Raw genomic sequence first — 18,610 nt, 5'->3', positions numbered from 1 at the left:
GTGCGAGGGCGAGGGGACGGGGCGCCGGGTGCGAGCGCGGGGGACGGCGCGGGGTGCGGAGTCGGGAGTCAGGCGGGCGGCGCTGGCTGGCAGCTGGGGCACCAGGCCGCGACCCGCTCGCGGCCTTGGACGCCGCGCTGGATGCGCGTCCCACAGCGCAGACATGGTTTGCCATATCGGCCGTAGACGTAGGTTCGCCTGCCCGGTCGCAGATCACCGGTCGTCGTGCGCTCCACCCGGTCGCGGTTCGCGACGATGAGCTTGTGGCCAAGCTCGACCAGTCGGTCGAGGTCGCCGGCGCCGGACACCGGGGTGTGCGGATGCAGGCCGCGCAGGAAGAGCAACTCCGTCACGTAGACGTTCCCAAGACCCGCGAGGTTGCGCTGCTCGAGGAGGGCTCCGGCGAGCTCCACGCCCGGGTCTCGGCGCAGGTTCGCGACGGCGAGCTGGGCATCCCAGTCGTCGCCGAGGAGGTCGGGACCGAGATGCCCGACGGCATCGGCTTCGTCTTCGCTCGCGAGCATCTCCACGACGGCGAGCTCGAAGCCGACGGCGCTGCCGGCAGTCGTGCCGAGAACCGCCCTCGCCTGGTACGCCGGACGGGGCCACTTCCCGCCCGCTGTCACGAGCTGCCAGCTGCCGTCCATCCCGAGGTGGGTGTGCAGGGTGTGCGGGCCGATGCGGGTCAGGAGGTGCTTGCCGCGCGGAACGACCTCGTCGACGGTGAGGCCGGTGAGGTTGAGAGCCGCGTACTTCGGCACCCGCAGCTCGAAGCGTGTCAGCTCGCGGCCCGCAAGGGCGCGGTTCAGCCGGGTCGCCGCCCGGTAGACGGTGTCACCTTCCGGCATCACGCACCTCGATGCCGAGGTGGGCCGCGAGATGGGGTGCGAGCGCCTCGAGCTGCGACGGGGAGACGGTGACGCCGCGCAATCCCTCGAGGCCCGTGATGGTCGAGAACTCGAGCCCACGCAAGTCGACGTGCTCGAGGCGGGCGCCCGTGACGTCGAGGATGCCCGTGCGGCTCTCCGTGAAGGCCACACGTCGTGCTGTCGCACCCCCGAGGTCGATCTCGTCGAACGCGCAGTCGGCGAAGCGGACATCGGTGAGGGTTGCGCCGCGCAGGTTGACGTAGCCGAGCCGGTCGTCGCGGAACTCGACGTTCTGGAAGTCCGACTCGTGCAGGTCCGCGGAGCCGAGTCGGGATGCCGTCCAGCTCACGGACCGGAACGACTGGCGCTGCCCTTCGACGACCGGCACCTCGATGCGCTCGAGCACGCACTCGCTCACCCGTCCCGAGTGCAGGAGGAGTCTGCGGGCCGTGAGGCCCTCGATGCGGCATTCGGAGAACGTCACGCCGGCGGCGTCGAGCTCCTCGCCACGCACCTCGGTGAAGTGCTGCAGCTCGTGCACCCGCGCCGTCGCGAAGTCCGCGGCGCTGGCATCGTCGAGTTCCGGCAGGTACGGCGCCTCGATCCTCGGCTCGGTGCCGCCTGCCCTGTTTCCTCGTCGTCCGCGTGCTGTCGCCACTGTGCCGCCTCTGCTGTCGGTTCTGCTTCTGGTCTGGTCTGGTCTGGTCTGGTCTGGTCTTGTCTTGCTCTCGATGCGCGTCGCGGCGTGGCTCACTGGCCAGGCCGCATGCGCAGGCCGCGGGTGGTGAGCGAGAACCCGCCCTCCTGCAGCATGCTCGCGAGGGGGGTCTCGAGCACGAACGTGCCGTCGACCCGTTCGATCACGAGGTTCGGGATGCGCGCCCGCCGGACCGTGTCGGCGAGGGACCTCGCTGCCGCCCGCAGGACGTCGTCGGAGTCGGTGAAGGTGAGGAGCGTCTTGCCGCCGCGTTCGACGTAGAGCGCGAGGGCGCCGTCGACCATCGTCACGAGCCCACCAGCCTTCCTGCCCGGTCGGTGCTTGGTCTGCGAGTCCTCGTCGCTCGGCCACGCGAGCGCCGCCCCGTAGGGATTGGCGGGGTCGGTCGCGGCGAGCGTGAGCGTCTCGAACTGCTTCTCGGCGTCGAGCTCCTGCGTGAAGCCGCGGAGGCGGTCGACGGCGCCGACGGTCGAGAACTGGGCGGCGCCGAGCTTCTCGATGAAGTAGCCGCGTCTGGCCTTCCCCGACTCCTCGAAGCGGGCGAGGACCCGGTAGACGAGCGCGAACCCGCCGAGGACCTCCTCCGCCATGACGCTGCCGCGGGTCACGATGCCGTAGCGGTCGAGCAGCAGGTCGCCGATGGCCAGGCCACGCTCGGTGGCGTCGCTCACGCCCTGCAGGCCGAGGGTCCAGCGGCCGCTCGTGTGGGGCTGCGAGGGCGCTGGCCGCTGGGAGGCGAAGGCGGAGGTGGTGGGGCTTCCGGCGGAGTCGCTCGGCGCCATGGCGACGCGGCCACGGTAGAGCCTGCCGCGTGCGGCTCGGCTCGGTGCCCGATGCGCTGAGGTGCTCGCGGAGCCGGGACCGCCGGAGATCAGCGCTCGGAGGGGCGAGAGCGTGTCGTTGGTCACGCGTCCCTGCCAGACGAGCGCCCAGAGGGCGTCGGAGAGTTCGCGGTCGCTGGTCGACTCGGGTGCGAGCATGAGCCGCACGTGCCGCGACAGCTGGGGGAAGAAGCCCGGGCCGGACCCGGCAAGGGCGTCGAGGATGTGCCTGCCGCGCGCATCCGGTTCGCCCTCCGGCTGGTCGGGGAGCGTGAGGTGCGCCGTATCGGCGAGGTGCAGGCTGATCCAGCCGTCGCTCGAACCGATCGCGCCATGCCCGCGCCAGAGGACCTCGCCCGCCGTGGTGAGCTCATCGAGCATGCTCGGGTGGTAGTCGCGCACCCTGGCGGGGAGGATGAGGCTCTCGAGCGCCGAGGCGGGGACGGGCACGCCCGCGAGCTGGTCGATGACGGTGATCAGGCCGTCGATTCCGCGCAGCTCGCCGCCGACGTGCTGCCAAGCCGGGAGGAAACGGGCGAACGCGGAATGCTCGACGGGCTCTATCTCGCTGCGGAGCGCGGCGAGGGAACGGGCGCGGAGGCGCTTGAGCACGGTCTCGTCGACCCACTCCGAGCCTTCGCGGTCTGGCCGGAACTCGCCCTCGACCACACGACGGGCGAGCTCGAGTCTCGTGAGCGCCTCGCGCACGACCGCCTGGCCCGTGCCGTAGCGCTCGGCGACCTCGGCGACCGAGAACGGGCCGTGCGAGCGGGCGTAGCGGGAGACGAGGTCGCCGACCGGGTCGTCCACCGGGTCGATGAACGCGACGGGGACGCCGATGGGGAGTGCGACGCCGAGGGCATCACGCAGGCGGCTGGCATCCTCGATCGCGGCGATGCGGTCGACCCCCGCGATGCGAACCCGCAGCGCGCGCTTCGCCGTCACGAGCGCCGAGACGTGCTCTTCGGCGACGGAGGCGGTGGCTGTGGGCACGTGCTCGTCGGTGGGCTCGTCGCCGTCGCCGTCGCCGTCGCCGTCAGCGTGACCGTCAGCGCCACCATCGGTGCCGACGTCTTCGCCGCGCAGGCGCTCCGCGATCTCGTCGACGCTGAGCGGGCCGAGCACGCGCAAGAGGTCGGCCACCCCTTCGGCGTCGCGCGCGAGGCGGTCGGGGGCCGTGCGCTGCAGCTCGGCCTCGAGCCTCGAGATGACCTTCGCATCGAGCAGCTCGCGCAGCTCGACCCTGCCGAGGAGGTCGGCCAGGAGGCTCGTGTCGAGCGCGAGTGCGGCAGCTCGTCGTTCGGCGAGCGGGCTGTCGCCTTCGTACATGAACGCGCCGACGTAGCCGAAGAGCAGCGTCCGCGCGAAGGGCGACGCCTGCTCGGTGGTCACATCGACGAGGCGCACCTCGCGGCCGGCGACGCGCTTCGCGAGGTCGACGAGCGCGTCGAGGTCGTAGACGTCGTGCAGGACTTCGCGCACGGCCTCCAGGATGATCGGGAAGGTCGGATACTGCTTGGCGACGTCGAGCAGCTGGGCCGCCTTCTGTCGCTGCTGCCAGAGTGGCGAGCGCTTGCCGGGGTTGAGGCGCGGCAGGAGCAGCGCACGCGCGGCCGCCTCGCGGAAGCGCGACGCGAACAGGGCCGAGCCGCCCACCTCGCGAGCCACGATCTGCTCGATTTCGTCGGCCTCAAGGGCGAACAGCTCTGCGCCGGGCGGTTCGGCGTCGCCTTCCGGAATTCGCACGATGATGCCGTCGTCGCTTGCGACGACGCCGCCGTCGAGGCCGTAGCGGTCGCGGATGCGCGCCGCCACGATGAGGCCCCACGGGGAGTGCACGGGGGAGCCGTAGGGGGAGTGCAGGATGATGCGCCAGTCGCCGAGCTCGTCGCGCGTGCGCTCCACGATGAGCGTGTGGTCGCTCGGGACCTGGCCGGTGGCGTCCTGCTGCTCGCGCACGTAGGCGACGGCGTTCTGCACGGCGTTGTCGTCCATGAGGGCGGCGAGAGCCTCGGGCACCTGCCCCTTGGCGGCGATCTCCCTGGTGATGGCGCCGATGGCCTGGCCGAGCTCGGAGGGTCGCCCGAGCGCGTCACCGACCCAGAAGGGCAGTCGTCCCGGCTGGCCGTAGGCCGGGGTCACGAGCACTCGGTCGAAGGTGATCTCGGCGATGCGCCAGCTGGTCGCCCCGAGCGCGAAGATGTCGCCGACGCGCGATTCGTAGACCATCTCCTCGTCGAGCTCGCCGACGCGACGCGGCCCTCGCTGCGCGTCGGCGTCTTCGGAACCGGCGAGGAACACCCCGAAGAGGCCCCGGTCGGGGATGGTCCCTCCAGAGGTGACGGCGAGCCTCGCCGCTCCGGGTCTTCCGGTGAGGGTGCCCTGGTCGCGGTCCCAGACGAGGCGTGGCCTCAGCTCGGAGAACTGGTCGGATGGGTACTTGCCGGACAGCAGGTCGAGGGTCGCCTCGAAGAGGGGTCGCGACAGGGACGCGAACGGCGCCGAGCGCCGGACCAGGTCGAACCACTCCTCGACGTCGAGGTCTTCGATGGCCGCTGCGGCGATCGTCTGCTGGGCGAGCACATCGAGGGGGTTGGCGAGCACCCGCATCCGCTCGATCTGTCCGGTGACCATGCGCGATGCGAGCACGGAGGAGTGCAGGACATCGGCGCGGTGCTTGGGGAAGATCGTGCCCTCGGAGGTCTCGCCGACCTGGTGGCCGGCTCGGCCAACGCGCTGGAGTCCGCTCGCGACCGAGGGAGGCGACTCGACCTGGACGACGAGGTCGACGTCTCCCATGTCGATGCCGAGTTCCAGGCTGGAGGTGGCGACGACGCAGCGGAGGGTGCCGCTCTTGAGGGCGTTCTCGACCTCGGCGCGAGACTCCTTCGACACGGAGCCGTGGTGGGCGCGTGCGAAGGAGAGCGGGGCGCCGGACGACTGGCCCGCCTGCCCCATGGATACTGCAGGCGGTCGCTGCGGCGCTGCCTTCGGGCTCGCGCTGTGGTCGCCGGAGGACCAGCGCACGCCGGGGGCTGCGGCGCTGTAGGGGTCTGCTGCCTCCGTCGTGTCGGCCGCCGGGGCATCGGCCGACGCGCGCTCGTCGGCGATCTCGTTGAGTCGGGCCGTGAGCCGTTCGGCGAGGCGCCTCGAGTTGACGAACACGATCGTGGAGCGGTGCGACTCGACGAGGTCGGCGATGGCCTCCTCGATGTGCGGCCACACCGAGCCTGAGGCCTCTGCGTCGGCTGCGGGGTCGCGCAGTGAGCCGGCGGCGGCCCCAGCCTCGAAGTCCGCGAACGGGTCTGCATCTGCGATGGCTCCGGATGCGTCGGCCGAGGTCGGAGTCGCGGCCCCGGCTCGGGTCATGCCGATGTCGCTGAGGTCTTCGACGGGAACTCGCACCTCGAGCTTGAACGTCTTCGTGCTCGGCGGGGCGACGACCTTGACCGGTGCGTTGCCGGCTAGGAAGCGGGACATCTCGTCGAGGGGCCGAACCGTCGCGGACAGGCCGATGCGCTGCGCCGGCTTGTCGAGGAGCGCGTCGAGGCGCTCCAGTGTGAGGGCCATGTGCGCGCCGCGCTTGCTCGAGGCGACGGCGTGCACCTCGTCGATGATGACCGTCGTCACACCGGTGAGCGTCTTCCGCGCCTGAGACGTGAGCATGAGATAGAGCGACTCGGGCGTCGTGATGAGGATGTCGGGTGGGTTGCGGAGCTGCTGTCTGCGCTCGGTGGGGCTCGTGTCTCCTGAGCGCACCCCGACGCGGATGTCCGGTGCCACCGAGCCGAGCCGCCTGGCGGTCTGCGTGATGCCGACGAGCGGCGAATGCAGGTTGCGCTCGACGTCGACGCCGAGTGCCTTCAGCGGGGACAGGTAGACGACGCGCGTGCGCCGCTCGGCCTTCGCCTGCTCGCTCTCGGTGCCGCGCTCGGCCGCGAGCTGGTCGATCGCCCAGAGGAACGCGCTCAGTGTCTTGCCGGAGCCGGTCGGCGCCACGACCAGGGTGTGGTGCCCGTCGGCGATCTCGCGCCAGGATGCCTCCTGGACCGCGGTCGGGCTCACGAAAGCGCCGCGGAACCACTCCCGTGTCGCGGGGGAGAACGCGTCGAGTGCGGTCGTCTCAGGCATGACGACAACAGAACCACACACCACCGACATCAGCCTCCAGGAGGACCGGATCAACCTCCCGGGGGACGATCATCCAGCCGGCATGCGCGAAGCTGGATGCACCACGTTCTGAAGGAGTGATCTCACATGAAGCGTCTTGTTCGCCCCCGTAGCGGCCGCGTCATCGCCGGAGTCTGCGCGGGCATCGCGCAGCGATTCGGCTGGTCGCCGTTTGTCGTCCGCCTGCTGACCGTCCTGTCGGTCCTCATCCCGGGCCCGCAGGTCATCATCTACCTGGCGCTCTGGTTGCTCATCCCGAACGACTAAGGCGCTGGGGGAGCTACCCGAGCACACGCTCGAGGAACCCCGCCATCCGCACGAGCTCCTTCTCGGAGACCGCGTGACCGAGGCCCGCCTCGACGTAGATCTCTGCGTCGGCGTGGGCCTCGAGCCATGCTGCCGTGTGCTCGACCGCGAGCGAGGGGATGACCGTGTCGGCGTCGCCCCGCCCCCAGAAGACTGGCGGCCGGGCATCCGCGAGCTCGGCGTCCCCCGGAACGGTGCCGACGGCGACGAGGCCAGAGAGCAGCAGCGCTCCCCGGAATGCCGCGGGTCGCTGACGGAGCGCCTGCATGGCGACGATGCCGCCCTGCGAGTAGCCGAGCAGCGCGAGTGGCGCGCCCGAGTCGAGGACGCCGAGCGTGTCCAGGAGTGAGATGACGGCTGCCGCAGCGTCGTTCGCGCCCTGCTCGAGAGTGATCTGGGCGTCGGCGTCGACCGCGACCTCGCCCGTCATCGGGTCGGCGAAGCGCAGCGGGAACCACTCGCGGCCGCCCTCCGGCTGCGGGTGCGGGGCGGGCACGGAGACGTACCTGAAGCCCTGGGGCATCTGCCCGGTGAGGCTGAGGATGTCCGTTCCGTCTGCGCCGTAGCCGTGCAGTCCGACGACGAGCGGGAGCGTGCTCGTGGCCGCCGTCTCGGTGTCGCCGCCCCGCCAGAGGAGCGTCTTGGGATCGATACCTGTGGATGCTGTGCTCACCCGGGAAACATACATGGTCCACAATGGGGTCATGACGGTGCGCACTCCTGATCCTGAGTCCGGCTGGATGAACGACGACGAGCTCGCGCTCGTGCGGCGTCGCGTGCCGATGCTGTATGTCGAGGCCATCCCGGTGCGTGTCGACGCCTCGGGCAAGGTCGAGCACCTCGGCGTGCTGCTTCGGGCCGACAACGAGGGCGTCATGACGCGCTCGTTCGTCTCTGGGCGCGTGCAGTACGGGGAGTCGATTCGGGGCGCCCTCCTTCGGCATCTGGAGAAGGATCTCGGCACGATGGCGTTCCCGGCTCTGCCGCAGGCGCTCGCCCCCTTCACGGTGGCGGAGTTCTCGCCGATGCCCGGTTCTGGGCTGTTCGACTCGCGCCAGCATGCGGTTGCGCTCGAGTTCATCGTTCCGGTCGCCGGGGAATGCAACCCTCGCCAGGACGCGCTCGAGATCACGTGGCTGACTCCGCAGCAGGCACTCGACCCCGACCTGCTCGAGGAGCTCGAGGGTGGCCGCGGCCAGGTGCTTCGCACCGCGATCGGCCACCTCGGCCTCTGGCCCTAGGGGCGCCAGAGCCTCCAGTCCTTCGACCATCTGACCGTGGCCATCCGCTACTGGCTTGTCGTGCAGCCCTTTGATCGCGCCCTCGCGATGGTCGAGGGCGGTTTCGTGCAGGCACCGTGGGGTGCGCTCGAGGGGGTCGAGCAGATGCGCGTGTCCGATGGCGTGGCTCTCTATTGTCCGCGCGAGGTGAACCCGGACGGGGAGCCGCTTCGCAGCGTGGTGCAGGCGGGCCACGTGCTCGACGACGAGCCGTACCGGGCTGGCGGGAGGGGGTCGTCGCCGTGGCGCAGGGAGGTGCAGTGGATGCGTGAGGCGCGTCCTGCGCTCATCCGGCCGCTGCGCGATCTGCTGGATCTGACGCGGAACGACAAGTACTGGGGTGAGCGGCTGCGCGCGGGCTGGCTCGAGCTCTCTCGTCGGGACTTCGAGATCTTCGAGGACGCGGTCCGTCGGCCGTCTCCGGAGCCGAGTGCGCTCGGGATGGGGCTCATCCGTGAGACCGGTCTCGCGCAGTCGGAACCGTCCGGGGCGCAGCGAGATCGGGACCCAGGCGAGGATCCGTACGCAATCCGCTTCTGAGCGTCGGCGGACAGATTCGCCGAAGGCCGTGCTTTGCGGACGCATGTGACACATTATTGAGTGGAAGTGATGAACACCCCTGAGGTGTGCTTACGCTTTCCGACCAGAGCGAGCCTTACGAGCGGAGTGCCCATGATCGACGCGTTGGACTTCAAGCCGGCGGCGCAGCAGTCGAACCTGCGCGCCACCATCGAGGACTCCGTCGCCGCCGCGATCGTCTCGGGAGGGCTCGCGGCGGGCGAGCTCGTCTCCGTTCCAGCGCTCGCGGCTCGCTTCGAGGTGTCGGCGACTCCCGTGCGGGAGGCGATGCTGAACCTCGAGAAGCTGGGGTTCGTGGAGCCCGTCCGCAACAAGGGGTTCCGGGTGACGCACGTCTCCGTCGAGGAGCTGCGACAGATCGTCGAGGTGCGGCAGATGCTCGAGGTGCCGATCGTGCGCGAGCTGGCCGTCGAGTTCCCAGAGGCTCCTCGCGCCGAGCTGCGCGAGCTCGCGACCCAGATCGACGCGGCGTCCGCGGCGGGGGATCTTCCCCTGTACCTGGCGGTCGACATCGAGTTCCACGCGAAGCTCCTCGGGCTGTCCGGCAATGAGCGTCTCGTGTCGATCGTGACCGCGCTGCGCAGGCAGACGAGGCTGACGGGGCTGACCGAGATGCTCGGTTCCCAGGAGCTCACGGCGTCGTCGCGTGAGCACGCGGATCTGCTGGTGCTGCTCGAGGCTGGCAAGGCGGATGAGGCTGCGGAGCTCATGCATCGGCACATCGGCCATGTCGTCGGCTGGTGGGCTGGGCTACCCGAAGAGGCTTAGCAAACCCTCCACACAGCGAAACACTTTGTAACAACTCTGTTTCAAGGCTGTGGAAGGGCCTTCTGCCGACCTCCGCCAAACAGTAATGTGTGACATCCCATCACCGGAGATGGTCCGGCGATTCTGACGTCTGTTCGGAAGGAACTCACCATGACTGCACGTCGTTCCACCAGCCCTCGGGGTGCTGGCATCTGGAAGAGAGTGCTCCTCCCAGGAGCTCTGCTCGCCACGGCCGCACTCGCCCTCACCGGATGCTCCGGGGGTGTCGCCGGAGGCGGAGACGCCGCGTCGGAAGACGGACCCATCAAGCTGGGCCTCGCGGCACCCTTCTCTGGGTCGGAATCGGCCTTCGGCCCGTACATGGAGAACGGCGCCCAGATGGCGATCGACGAGCTCAACGAGGCCGGCGGAGTCCTCGGCCGGCAGCTGGAGCTGGTCACCGCCGACGATGCGTGCGACGCGACAAGCGCGACCGCCGCAGCGAACAAGCTCGTCACCGACGGTGTCGTCGCCTCGGTCGGCGGCTACTGCTCAGGCGCCACGCTCCCGACGCTGCCGATCTTCAATACGGCAGAGATCCCCATGGTGATCCCGGCTGCCAACTCGAACCAGCTCGTCGCAGCCGGCCTCGACAACGTGTTCCTCATCAACGGCACGGGGACGCAGCAGGCTCAGGCGATGCTGAAGTACGCCGAGAAGCAGGGAGTGAAGACGCTGGCGCTCGTCGACGACAACACGGACTACTCGACGGACCTCGCGAAGTCGGCCTCCGAGCAGGCGAAGGAGCTCGGCATCGAGGTCGTGCTCGAGGAGTCGGTCAACGCCGGCGAGTCCGACTATGCGGCCAACGTCAACAAGGTCGTCTCGGCGAACCCCGACATGATGTATTGGACCGGCTACTACCAGGAGGGTGGCCTGATCACCCAGCAGCTGCGATCGGCCGGCTACACGGGCAAGATCATGGTCGCGGACGGATCGGTCGACGCGAAGTTCGCTGAGATCGCCGGCAGCGCCTCCGAGGGTGTGCTCGGCACGTTCACGCAGACCCCCGACATGCTCGAGGGTGCAACCGAGTGGATCGACGCCTACACCGAGAAGTTCGGCGCAGCGCCAGGACCCTACTCGACGCAGAGCTACGACGCCGTCCGCGTCGTCTCCCAGGCGATCGAGGACGCCGGCACCACCGAGGGCCCCGCGGTCATCGAGGCGCTCGGTGCCCTGGACGGCTTCGACATCTTCTCCGGCCCCCTCACCTTCACGGATGAGGGAACGCTCAGCGAGGGCGGCTTCGCCATCGTCACCGTCGGACCCGACGGCACCTTCACCCTCGAGGATGACCTGAAGAGCTAGTCAGCCACGGCGGGCGGGGAGGGAACTCCCCGCCCGCTTCTGCAGTCAGGAACCACTGTGATTCAACTCATCATCGACGGGCTCTTCGTCGGATCCTTCTACGCGCTCGTCGCACTCGGCTACAGCATGGTGTACGGCATCATCAAGCTGCTCAACTTCGCGCACGGCGACGTCTACATGGTCGGCGCGTTCGCCGGCCTCACCATCTTCTCGGCGTTCTCCGGACTCGCAGGTGGCGGCATCCTGTCGATCCTGCTGGTCATGCTCCTCGCGATGATCTTCACGGGCATCCTCGGCGTGACCATCGAGCGGGTCGCCTACCGCCCGCTGCGTTCGAGCCCCAGGCTCGCGGTGCTCATCACCGCGGTCGGCATGTCGTTCATCCTCGAGTACGGAGTGCGCCAGATCTTCGGCCCGGACCCCAAGGTCTACCCGACGCGTCTCGAAGGGGAGACGCTCGACCTGCTCGGCGGCCGCATCACGATGCCGCAGATCGTCATGATGCTCGTCGCGGCGGCGCTCATGTTCGCGCTCAACACGTACATCATGCGTTCCCGAGACGGCCGCGCGATGCGGGCCATCGCGCTCGACCCCACGGCGGCGCAGCTCATGGGCGTCAACGTCAACAAGGTCATCTCGCGCACCTTCTTCATCGGCTCGGCCCTCGCGGGCGCGGCCGGCGTCATGGCTGGCGCCTACTACGGCACCATCGACTTCCTCGCTGGCTTCGTCATCGGGTTGAAGGCGTTCACGGCGGCCGTCATCGGCGGCATCGGCAGCCTCTACGGCGCCATGCTCGGCGGCCTCGTGCTCGGTCTGCTCGAGGCGTTCGGCACCCATTGGCTCGGCGGGGAGTGGCGTGACGTCTTCTCGTTCGCGTGCCTGATCCTCTTCCTGTCCTTCAGACCGACCGGCATCCTCGGTGCACGCGTCGTGGAACGGATGTGATCCCATGACCGACATCAGACTCCAGGCGCCCGCGCCCACCGTCGAGCGGCCCACGCCGCGCAAGGGCATCCTGAACCCGAAGACGTTCATGAACCTCGTCGGGCTCGTGCTGTTCCTCTTCGCGTTCCTGCTGCCGTTCATCAACGCGACGCCGTACGTCATCTCCATCGGCACCTCCGCGATGATCTACATCATGCTCGCGATGGGCCTCAACATCGTCGTCGGCTACGCCGGTCTCCTGGACCTCGGCTACTACGCCTTCTTCGCCGTCGGTGCGTACACGGCCGGCGTCCTCAACACGCTGCTCGACATGCCCCTCATCGCGACGGTCCCGTTCGTCATCGTCGCGTGCATCCTCGCCGGGCTCATCATCGGCGGGCCGACGCTGCGACTGCGCAGCGACTATCTCGCGATCGTGACCCTCGGGTTCGGTGAGATCATCCGCCTCACCGCCAACAATCTCGAGGTCACGGGTGGCCCATCCGGCATCTCCGGCATCGACACGTTCGAGTTCTTCGGCTGGTCGTTCGCGGACGGCCTCACGATCGGCGGCATCGAGTTCAACGGCAAGATCCTGCTGTACTTCCTCTGCGTCATCATCGCCGGTGGTGCCGCGATCATCGCCGCCTCGAGGCTGGGCAAGGGCAAGATGGGTCGCGCCTGGCGCGCCATCAAGGATGACGAGGACGCCGCCGAAGCGATGGGCGTCAACACGTACACCACGAAGCTCGGCGCGTACGTGCTCGGTGCCGTCTTCGGCGGTCTCGCGGGTGTGCTGATGGCAGCGCACCAGACGGCGATCAGCCCGACCTCCTTCGTGTTCCTCAACTCGGCCCTGCTGCTCATGGCGGTCGTGCTCGGCGGCATGGGCTCCATCCCGGGTGTCATCGTCGGCGCGCTGCTCGTGTCGCTGCTGCCCGAGATCCTGCGCGAGTTCTCCGACTGGCGCTTCCTGGTGTTCGGCGTGCTGCTCGTGATCATGATGATCTTCCGGCCGCAGGGCATCTGGCCGGCGACGGCGATCCTGCCGTTCCTCAAGTCGCGAGCCAAGGGCGAGGCGCCGTCTCCGAAGGACGGCTTCTCGGCGCACGAGGCGCCCGACGCCAACATCGACCTCTCGAAGGAGCAGGCATGAGCCAGGTTTCAGGCACGGGTGACGTCTACGGCACGGCGCCCATCGACGTGCCGAAGACGGAGTCGGTGACCGCGGTCGCCGAGGAGTTCAGGCGGGCGCATCAGGGGGAGCCGTTGCTCTCGGTCCGTGATCTTCGGCTGCAGTTCGGTGGTGTGAAGGCCGTCGACGGAACGTCGTTCGATGCGTACGCGGGTGAGATCATCTCGGTGATCGGTCCGAACGGGGCGGGCAAGACGAGTGCGTTCAACTGCATCACCGGCTTCTATCGGCCGACGTCTGGCTCGATCACCTTCGACGGCGAGAGCATCATGCGCAAGCAGCCGTCGACGATCACGCGCCTCGGGTTGAGCCGCACCTTCCAGAACGTCCGCATGTTCCGGGACATGTCGGTCATCGACAACGTCAAGACGGCGATGCACGCGCGCATCCGTCAGAACGTGTTCCAGACGATGCTGCACACGTTCGGCTACAAGAAGGTCGAGGCCCAGGCGCTCGAGGATGCGCGCGGCTGGCTCGACTTCGTCGGCTACTCGCTCGACGACGAGCTGCTCGCGTCGCAGCTGCCGTATGGCGAGCAGCGCCGAGTGGAGATCGCGCGGGCGCTCGCCACGCAGCCCAAGCTACTGCTGCTCGATGAGCCTGCTGCTGGCCTCAACCACAACGAGAAGCAGGAGCTCATCGCGCTGATCCGCAAGATCAGGGACCTCGGCGTCGGAATCGTGCTCATCGAGCACGACATGGGTCTCGTGATGGAGATCTCGGAGCGCGTGATCGTGCTCAACTTCGGACGAGAGATCGCCGATGGTCTGCCCGCGGACGTCAAGAACGACCCTCGGGTCATCGAGGCGTACCTCGGCGTCGAGGATCCTGAGGACGAGCACGAGTCTGAGGACGAGCACGAGGGCGTGCCAGACGGCGGGCCCGAGAACCAGCGAGTGGACGAGGGGGACCGGTCATGAGCGTCGAGCTCGAGATCAAGGATGTGGATCTCTTCTACGGGCGCGTGCAGGCGCTTCGTGGGCTGTCGATCGAGGTCAACGAGGGTGAGGTCGTCTCGCTGCTCGGCAACAACGGCGCGGGTAAGACGAGCACGCTCACGATGCTCTCCGGGTTGGCCAGAGCGAAGCGCGGGACGATCATGTGGCGCGGCAAGGACATCTCGAATGCGAAGCCGTGGGACCTCGTACGCGACGGGCTCATCCACGTGCCTGAGGGCAGGCGCATCTTCTCGACGATGTCGGTGCACGAGAACCTCCTGCTCGGTGGCTACCAGGTGAAGGACCAGAAGGTCGTCGCTGAGCGTGTCGAGGAGTGCTACGAGCTCATGCCGCGGCTCCTCGAGCGACGCGCTCAGCAGGGCGGCACCCTGTCGGGCGGTGAGCAGCAGATGGTGGCGATCGCGCGAGCGTATGTCGGCGGCCCGAAGCTGATGCTGCTCGACGAGCCGTCGATGGGGCTCGCCCCGCTGGTCGTGAAGCAGGTCATGGAGCTCATCGGGCGCATCAACGAGCGCGGTGCCACTGTGCTGCTCGTCGAGCAGAACGCTCGCGCCGCGCTCAAGGTGGCGCATCGTGCCTACGTCATCGAGCATGGCCGCGTGACGCTCTCGGGCCTCGCTGCCGACTTGGCGAAGGACAAGGCGGTCATCGAGGCGTACCTGGGCTGAGCGCGCTCGCGGAGCTGGTAGCCCCCGCTGGCCCGTCCCGGATGAGGGGCGGGCCAGGCTTGCACCCATACATGGTGTGTGACATATTACTGACAGGAGGTGCGAGATGGTCAGGTACGACGTCGTGATCATCGGCGGTGGCATCATCGGAGCGGCCTGCGCTGCCGAGCTCGCCGGCCGTGGCCGGCGAGTCGCGCTCGTTGAGCGCGGCCGCGTCGCGAGCGGCACAAGCGCTCACTGCGAAGGCAACCTGCTCGTCTCCGACAAGGGGCCAGGCGCCGAGCTCGAGCTCTCGAAGCTCGCCAACGCAGCCTGGTCGACGCTCGCCGGAACCTTCCGCGACGAGCTCGGCCACGACTTCCCCGACATCGAGTTCGAGGCCAAGGGCGGCCTCGTCGTCGCGACGACCGACGGGGGAGCGGCCGCCCTCCTGGACTTCGCGTCCACGCAGCGCCACGCGCAGGTCGCTGCGGAGCCCGTCACGCACGCCGAGGCTCGAGAGCTCGAGCCGTGGATCACCGAGCGGATGACCGCAGCCGTCTGGTACCCGGGCGACAGCCAGGTGCAGCCCACCATCGCAACCGAAGCGCTCGTCGCCCTCGCCAGGGCGCGCGGGGCGAGCATCCTCGAGCACCACGACGTGGTGGGCGCGATCCGCGAGGCGGGCCGCATCGTCGGCGTCCGCACCTCGGCCGGCGACGTACGCGGCGCCGAGATCGTCGTCGCCGCCGGCCCGTGGTCCGGCGAGGTCTCCGCGACCCTCGGCGTGCCCCTCCCCGTTCGTCCGCGCCGCGGAGTCGTCCTGGTCACGGCGAAGATGCCCCAGCGCGTCTTCCACAAGGTGTACGACGCGGACTACGTCGGTGCCGTCGGGTCCGGCGACGCGGTTCTCATGACCTCGAGCGTCGTCGAGTCGACTCCGGGTGGCACGGTGCTCATCGGGTCGAGTCGCGAGCAGATCGGATTCGACGACGCGTTCCGCGCGAACGTGCTCAGCCAGCTGGCGGTGAAGGCGATCTCGATCTTCCCCTTCCTGGCCCAGACGGCCGTCATCCGCAGCTACTCGGGCTTCCGCCCCTTCATGCCGGACCACCTGCCGCTCATCGGCCAGGATGCGCGCCTGCCCGGCCTCTGGCACGCCACCGGCCACGAGGGGGCCGGCATCGGCCTCTCGCTGCCCACGGCGTCGCTGATCGGGGATCTCATGGACGGCAGATCGACGCAGATCGATGCAGCCCTGTTCTCGCCGTCCCGCCCGACGCTCGCCGGAGAGCTGGAGGTGGTCGCATGAGCGAGCGCGCCGACAAGCCCGTGCGCATCACCGTCGACGGTGAGACGGTCGAGGGTCTCGAGGGGCAGAGCATCGCGGGCGTCCTGCTCGGCTCCGGCCGCGTCTCCTGGCGCGAGACCGCCGTCGCGGGAAAACCGCGCGGCCTGTTCTGCGGCATCGGCGTGTGCTTCGACTGCCTCGTCACGGTGGACGGCGTGCCGGACGTTCGAGCGTGCCAGAGGCGCGCGTGCGAGGGGGACGAGGTGAGCTCCCAATGAGATCGACGCGGACCGAGCAGTCGACGCCACGCCATGTCGCCGTCGTCGGGGGTGGCCCCGCAGGCCTCGCGGCCGCGCTGGCTGCAGCGGAGGCCGGGGCGCGCGTGACGCTCATCGAGTCGAGTCGGGAGCTCGGCGGCCAGTACTGGCGCCATCTCCCGGAGGAGCGCGACGGCGAGGGGCAGGCTGCGATGCACCACGGCTGGTCGACGTTCCTGGACCTCGACCGATGTGTCCGCTCGCACGCCCGGATCACGGTGCTCGGCGAGACGAGCGTGTGGGCCGTCGGGCTGCCCGCGCTGGAGCTGCTCACCGGCATGTCCGATGCGGCCGACCGCGTTCGATCGACCCTTGAGCCCGATGCGGTTGTCGTCGCGACGGGTGCTCACGACCGCACCCTCCCGTTTCCCGGCTGGGACCTCCCCGGCGTCTACACCGGGGGTGCTGCTCAGGCCTTCGCGAAGAGCGAGCGCATCGCGGTCGGCGACGCCGTCGTGGTGGCCGGCGCGGGTCCGTTCCTTCTCCCCGTCGCGGCCTCGCTCGCCCAGGTCGGCTCCAAGGTCGTTGAGGTCGTCGAAGCCAACCGCATCCCGCGTCTCGCTTCGGGCTGGCTGCCCAAGCCGTGGCAGCTCGCGGGCGCCCCTGGCAAAGTGCAGGAGCTCTTCGGCTACGTCGCCGGTCAGCTGCGGCACCGGATCCCGTACCGAGTCGGCGAAGCGGTCGTCGAGGCGCACGGGGATGGGCGTGTCGAGCGCGTCACGATCATGAGCGTGGACGCTCAGTGGCGGCCCATCGCCGGCAGCGAGCGAGAGGTCGCGTGCGACGCCGTCTGCGTGACGCACGGCTTCACCCCGCGGCTCGAGGTGGCGATCGCCGCGGGCTGCGCGCTCGACGACAGCCGGTTCGTGGTCATCGACGAGTCCTGCGCCACGAGCACCTCCGACGTGTACGCGGCGGGCGAGGTGACGGGCATCGGCGGCGTCGACCTCTCCCTCGCAGAGGGGCGCGTCGCCGGGCACTGCGCGGCGGGTGGCGCGTCCAGCGACCCTCAGATCAGCGCAGCCCAGCGCAAGCGCGCGATCTTCGGGTCGTTCGCGGCGCGCATCGAGGCGGCGCACGGCGTGCGGCCGGGCTGGCAGGAGTGGTTGCGTGAGGACACCATCGTGTGCCGCTGCGAAGAGGTGACCGCAGGTCAGCTGCGGCGGAAGGCCGCCGCCACGCACTCGCACAGTCTGCGCTCCCAGAAGCTCTCCACTCGAGCCGGTCTCGGCATCTGCCAGGCCCGCATCTGCGGCCGCAGCGCCGAGGAGCTCATCGAGACGGTGCTCGGGCGTGGTCTCGACGAGGGCATCGTCGACCGTCGCCCCATCCAGACCCCCATCCGGCTCGCTGAGCTGGCAGGAACCTCAGAAGAACAGCATCCCCTGACAGGAAGGCAACACCCATGACCGAAGCAGCCTCAACCCACCTCGACCTCGGCGGAGTCGTCGTCGCGACGGCCCTTCCCTACAAGGAGGACGCCTCTGCTCCCGCCGGCCTGGCCGTCGACTTCGAGGCGTACGCCGAGCACTGCAACTGGCTCATCGAGAACGGCTGCCGGGGCGTCGGCCCCAACGGCTCGCTCGGCGAGTACTCGTCCCTCACCGATGAGGAGCGCCGCAAGGTCGTGCAGGTCGCCGTCGAGGCTGTGGGCGACCGCGGCATCGTCGTCGCGGGCGTGCACGGTCCAGGTTGGCACCAGGCGCAGCACTGGGCTCAGCTCGCCAAGGAAGACGGCGCCCACGGCGTGCTCTGCCTCCCGCCCACCATGTACCGGTCGGCGGATGCGGATGTCATCGAGCACTTCGCGAAGGTCGCCGAAGTGGGGCTGCCCGTCATGATCTACAACAACCCGCTCGACACGAAGGTCGACCTCCGCCCGGAGCTCGTCGCGGAGATCGCGAAGATCGACGGCATCGTCGCCGTCAAGGAGTTCTCCGGCGACGTCCGACGCGCCTTCGAGATCCAGGAGGCCTGCGAGGCGGCCGGTTCGACGATCGACGTCATCGCGGGCAGCGACGACGTGCTCTTCGAGCTCATGATCGACGGTGCCACCGGCTGGTTCGCCGGCTACCCCAATGTCTTCCCCGCCGAGGCCGTGGCGATCTACGACCACATGGCAGCGGGCCGCTACGTCGAGGCGCGTGAGATCTACAAGAGCCTCATCGCGGCGTTCCGCTGGGACTCCCGTGTCGAGTTCGTTCAGGCCATCAAGCTCGGCATGGACATGGTCGGCCGCAACGGCGGGCCGTGCCGCCCGCCCCGCGCTGCGCTGACGCCGGAGATGGAGGCGCGCGTGCGTGCCGACACGCAGCGCGCCCTCGACGCGCTCGCCACCCTCAAGTAGGGTCGCAGCAGACACGGGGGTCGCTTTCCTGGCCTCTCTGCCGTCTGCTTGCGGGGGCTCTTCCCG

17 protein-coding genes are annotated in these 18,610 nt (G+C 69.3%); 13 read left to right on the top strand and 4 right to left on the bottom strand.

What is annotated here, in order from left to right; translation table 11 throughout:
- Window positions 1-68: 68 nt before the first annotated feature.
- From C5E06_RS14130 to C5E06_RS14120, 3 genes are all read right to left on the bottom strand, one after another.
- The gene (locus tag C5E06_RS14130; RefSeq protein WP_104307228.1) at window positions 69-848 is read right to left on the bottom strand and encodes a DNA-formamidopyrimidine glycosylase family protein; all 780 of its coding nucleotides are present in this window, start codon (window positions 846-848) and stop codon (window positions 69-71) included.
- Complete coding sequence (locus C5E06_RS14125; RefSeq protein ID WP_104341462.1) at window positions 835-1,527, bottom strand: pentapeptide repeat-containing protein; 693 nt, start codon at window positions 1,525-1,527, stop codon at window positions 835-837. Before C5E06_RS14125 ends, C5E06_RS14130 begins: the two co-directional genes overlap by 14 nt.
- A gap of 92 nt (window positions 1,528-1,619) precedes the next feature.
- Window positions 1,620-6,539 carry a DNA glycosylase AlkZ-like family protein gene (locus tag C5E06_RS14120; protein WP_104307226.1) on the bottom strand — a complete coding sequence of 1,640 codons (4,920 nt, stop codon included), beginning with the start codon at window positions 6,537-6,539 and terminating at the stop codon, window positions 1,620-1,622.
- Window positions 6,540-6,665: 126 nt separating this feature from the next.
- Between C5E06_RS14120 and C5E06_RS14115 the strand changes: the two genes are divergently transcribed.
- On the top strand, window positions 6,666-6,845 hold the full coding sequence (locus C5E06_RS14115) for a PspC domain-containing protein (RefSeq protein ID WP_068479399.1): 180 nt from the start codon (window positions 6,666-6,668) through the stop codon (window positions 6,843-6,845).
- 13 nt (window positions 6,846-6,858) lie between these two features.
- Here C5E06_RS14115 and C5E06_RS14110 read toward each other — a convergent pair whose 3' ends face one another.
- Window positions 6,859-7,557: an alpha/beta hydrolase gene (locus tag C5E06_RS14110; RefSeq protein ID WP_181059427.1), complete on the bottom strand. Its 699-nt coding sequence runs from the start codon at window positions 7,555-7,557 to the stop codon at window positions 6,859-6,861.
- 31 nt (window positions 7,558-7,588) lie between these two features.
- Here C5E06_RS14110 and C5E06_RS14105 point away from each other — a divergent pair, with 31 nt between their 5' ends.
- From C5E06_RS14105 to C5E06_RS14050, 12 genes are all read left to right on the top strand, one after another.
- Window positions 7,589-8,125: a DUF4916 domain-containing protein gene (locus C5E06_RS14105; protein ID WP_104242772.1), complete on the top strand. Its 537-nt coding sequence runs from the start codon at window positions 7,589-7,591 to the stop codon at window positions 8,123-8,125.
- Window positions 8,126-8,161: 36 nt separating this feature from the next.
- Complete coding sequence (locus tag C5E06_RS14100; RefSeq protein ID WP_104307224.1) at window positions 8,162-8,704, top strand: EVE domain-containing protein; 543 nt, start codon at window positions 8,162-8,164, stop codon at window positions 8,702-8,704.
- A gap of 132 nt (window positions 8,705-8,836) precedes the next feature.
- On the top strand, window positions 8,837-9,511 hold the full coding sequence (locus tag C5E06_RS14095; RefSeq protein WP_104242768.1) for a GntR family transcriptional regulator: 675 nt from the start codon (window positions 8,837-8,839) through the stop codon (window positions 9,509-9,511).
- Window positions 9,512-9,661: 150 nt separating this feature from the next.
- Entirely contained in the window at window positions 9,662-10,861 is a 1,200-nt protein-coding gene (locus tag C5E06_RS14090; protein ID WP_104307223.1) for a branched-chain amino acid ABC transporter substrate-binding protein, read from the top strand.
- A gap of 57 nt (window positions 10,862-10,918) precedes the next feature.
- Window positions 10,919-11,809, top strand: a complete 891-nt coding sequence (locus C5E06_RS14085; protein ID WP_104242764.1) for a branched-chain amino acid ABC transporter permease — start codon at window positions 10,919-10,921, stop codon at window positions 11,807-11,809.
- 4 nt (window positions 11,810-11,813) lie between these two features.
- On the top strand, window positions 11,814-12,944 hold the full coding sequence (locus tag C5E06_RS14080; RefSeq protein WP_104242762.1) for a branched-chain amino acid ABC transporter permease: 1,131 nt from the start codon (window positions 11,814-11,816) through the stop codon (window positions 12,942-12,944).
- The gene (locus C5E06_RS14075) at window positions 12,941-13,903 is read left to right on the top strand and encodes an ABC transporter ATP-binding protein (RefSeq protein ID WP_104242760.1); all 963 of its coding nucleotides are present in this window, start codon (window positions 12,941-12,943) and stop codon (window positions 13,901-13,903) included. Before C5E06_RS14080 ends, C5E06_RS14075 begins: the two co-directional genes overlap by 4 nt.
- Entirely contained in the window at window positions 13,900-14,610 is a 711-nt protein-coding gene (locus tag C5E06_RS14070; RefSeq protein ID WP_104242758.1) for an ABC transporter ATP-binding protein, read from the top strand. Before C5E06_RS14075 ends, C5E06_RS14070 begins: the two co-directional genes overlap by 4 nt.
- A 106-nt stretch (window positions 14,611-14,716) precedes the next feature.
- Complete coding sequence (locus C5E06_RS14065) at window positions 14,717-15,901, top strand: FAD-binding oxidoreductase (RefSeq protein ID WP_104307222.1); 1,185 nt, start codon at window positions 14,717-14,719, stop codon at window positions 15,899-15,901.
- Window positions 15,898-16,158: a (2Fe-2S)-binding protein gene (locus C5E06_RS14060; protein ID WP_104242754.1), complete on the top strand. Its 261-nt coding sequence runs from the start codon at window positions 15,898-15,900 to the stop codon at window positions 16,156-16,158. The genes C5E06_RS14065 and C5E06_RS14060 overlap by 4 nt, the downstream gene beginning before the upstream one ends.
- A complete protein-coding gene (locus C5E06_RS14055; protein WP_104307221.1) occupies window positions 16,155-17,606 on the top strand; it encodes an FAD-dependent oxidoreductase in 1,452 nt (483 codons plus the stop codon). The genes C5E06_RS14060 and C5E06_RS14055 overlap by 4 nt, the downstream gene beginning before the upstream one ends.
- Window positions 17,603-18,544 (top strand): dihydrodipicolinate synthase family protein, encoded by a 942-nt coding sequence (locus tag C5E06_RS14050; RefSeq protein ID WP_104242750.1) that lies wholly within the window; start codon window positions 17,603-17,605, stop codon window positions 18,542-18,544. Before C5E06_RS14055 ends, C5E06_RS14050 begins: the two co-directional genes overlap by 4 nt.
- Window positions 18,545-18,610: the final 66 nt, after the last annotated feature.

Source organism: Pseudoclavibacter sp. RFBI5 (genome assembly GCF_002931395.1).
In the GTDB taxonomy this organism is placed as follows: Bacteria; Actinomycetota; Actinomycetes; order Actinomycetales; family Microbacteriaceae; genus Pseudoclavibacter.
The sequence above is the reverse complement of the archived record's forward strand: the minus strand, read 5'-3'. Positions and strand labels throughout refer to the sequence as shown.

Bases quoted from the DNA above. Each gene is read 5' to 3' on its own strand.
- C5E06_RS14130 (WP_104307228.1), bottom strand. From the start codon at position 848: ATGCCGGAAGGTGACACCGTCTACCGGGCGGCGACCCGGCTGAACCGC.
- C5E06_RS14120 (WP_104307226.1), bottom strand. From the start codon at position 6,539: ATGCCTGAGACGACCGCACTCGACGCGTTCTCCCCCGCGACACGGGAG.
- C5E06_RS14115 (WP_068479399.1), top strand. From the start codon at position 6,666: ATGAAGCGTCTTGTTCGCCCCCGTAGCGGCCGCGTCATCGCCGGAGTC.
- C5E06_RS14105 (WP_104242772.1), top strand. From the start codon at position 7,589: ATGACGGTGCGCACTCCTGATCCTGAGTCCGGCTGGATGAACGACGAC.
- C5E06_RS14095 (WP_104242768.1), top strand. From the start codon at position 8,837: ATGATCGACGCGTTGGACTTCAAGCCGGCGGCGCAGCAGTCGAACCTG.
- C5E06_RS14090 (WP_104307223.1), top strand. From the start codon at position 9,662: ATGACTGCACGTCGTTCCACCAGCCCTCGGGGTGCTGGCATCTGGAAG.
- C5E06_RS14080 (WP_104242762.1), top strand. From the start codon at position 11,814: ATGACCGACATCAGACTCCAGGCGCCCGCGCCCACCGTCGAGCGGCCC.
- C5E06_RS14075 (WP_104242760.1), top strand. From the start codon at position 12,941: ATGAGCCAGGTTTCAGGCACGGGTGACGTCTACGGCACGGCGCCCATC.
- C5E06_RS14070 (WP_104242758.1), top strand. From the start codon at position 13,900: ATGAGCGTCGAGCTCGAGATCAAGGATGTGGATCTCTTCTACGGGCGC.
- C5E06_RS14065 (WP_104307222.1), top strand. From the start codon at position 14,717: ATGGTCAGGTACGACGTCGTGATCATCGGCGGTGGCATCATCGGAGCG.
- C5E06_RS14060 (WP_104242754.1), top strand. From the start codon at position 15,898: ATGAGCGAGCGCGCCGACAAGCCCGTGCGCATCACCGTCGACGGTGAG.
- C5E06_RS14055 (WP_104307221.1), top strand. From the start codon at position 16,155: ATGAGATCGACGCGGACCGAGCAGTCGACGCCACGCCATGTCGCCGTC.
- C5E06_RS14050 (WP_104242750.1), top strand. From the start codon at position 17,603: ATGACCGAAGCAGCCTCAACCCACCTCGACCTCGGCGGAGTCGTCGTC.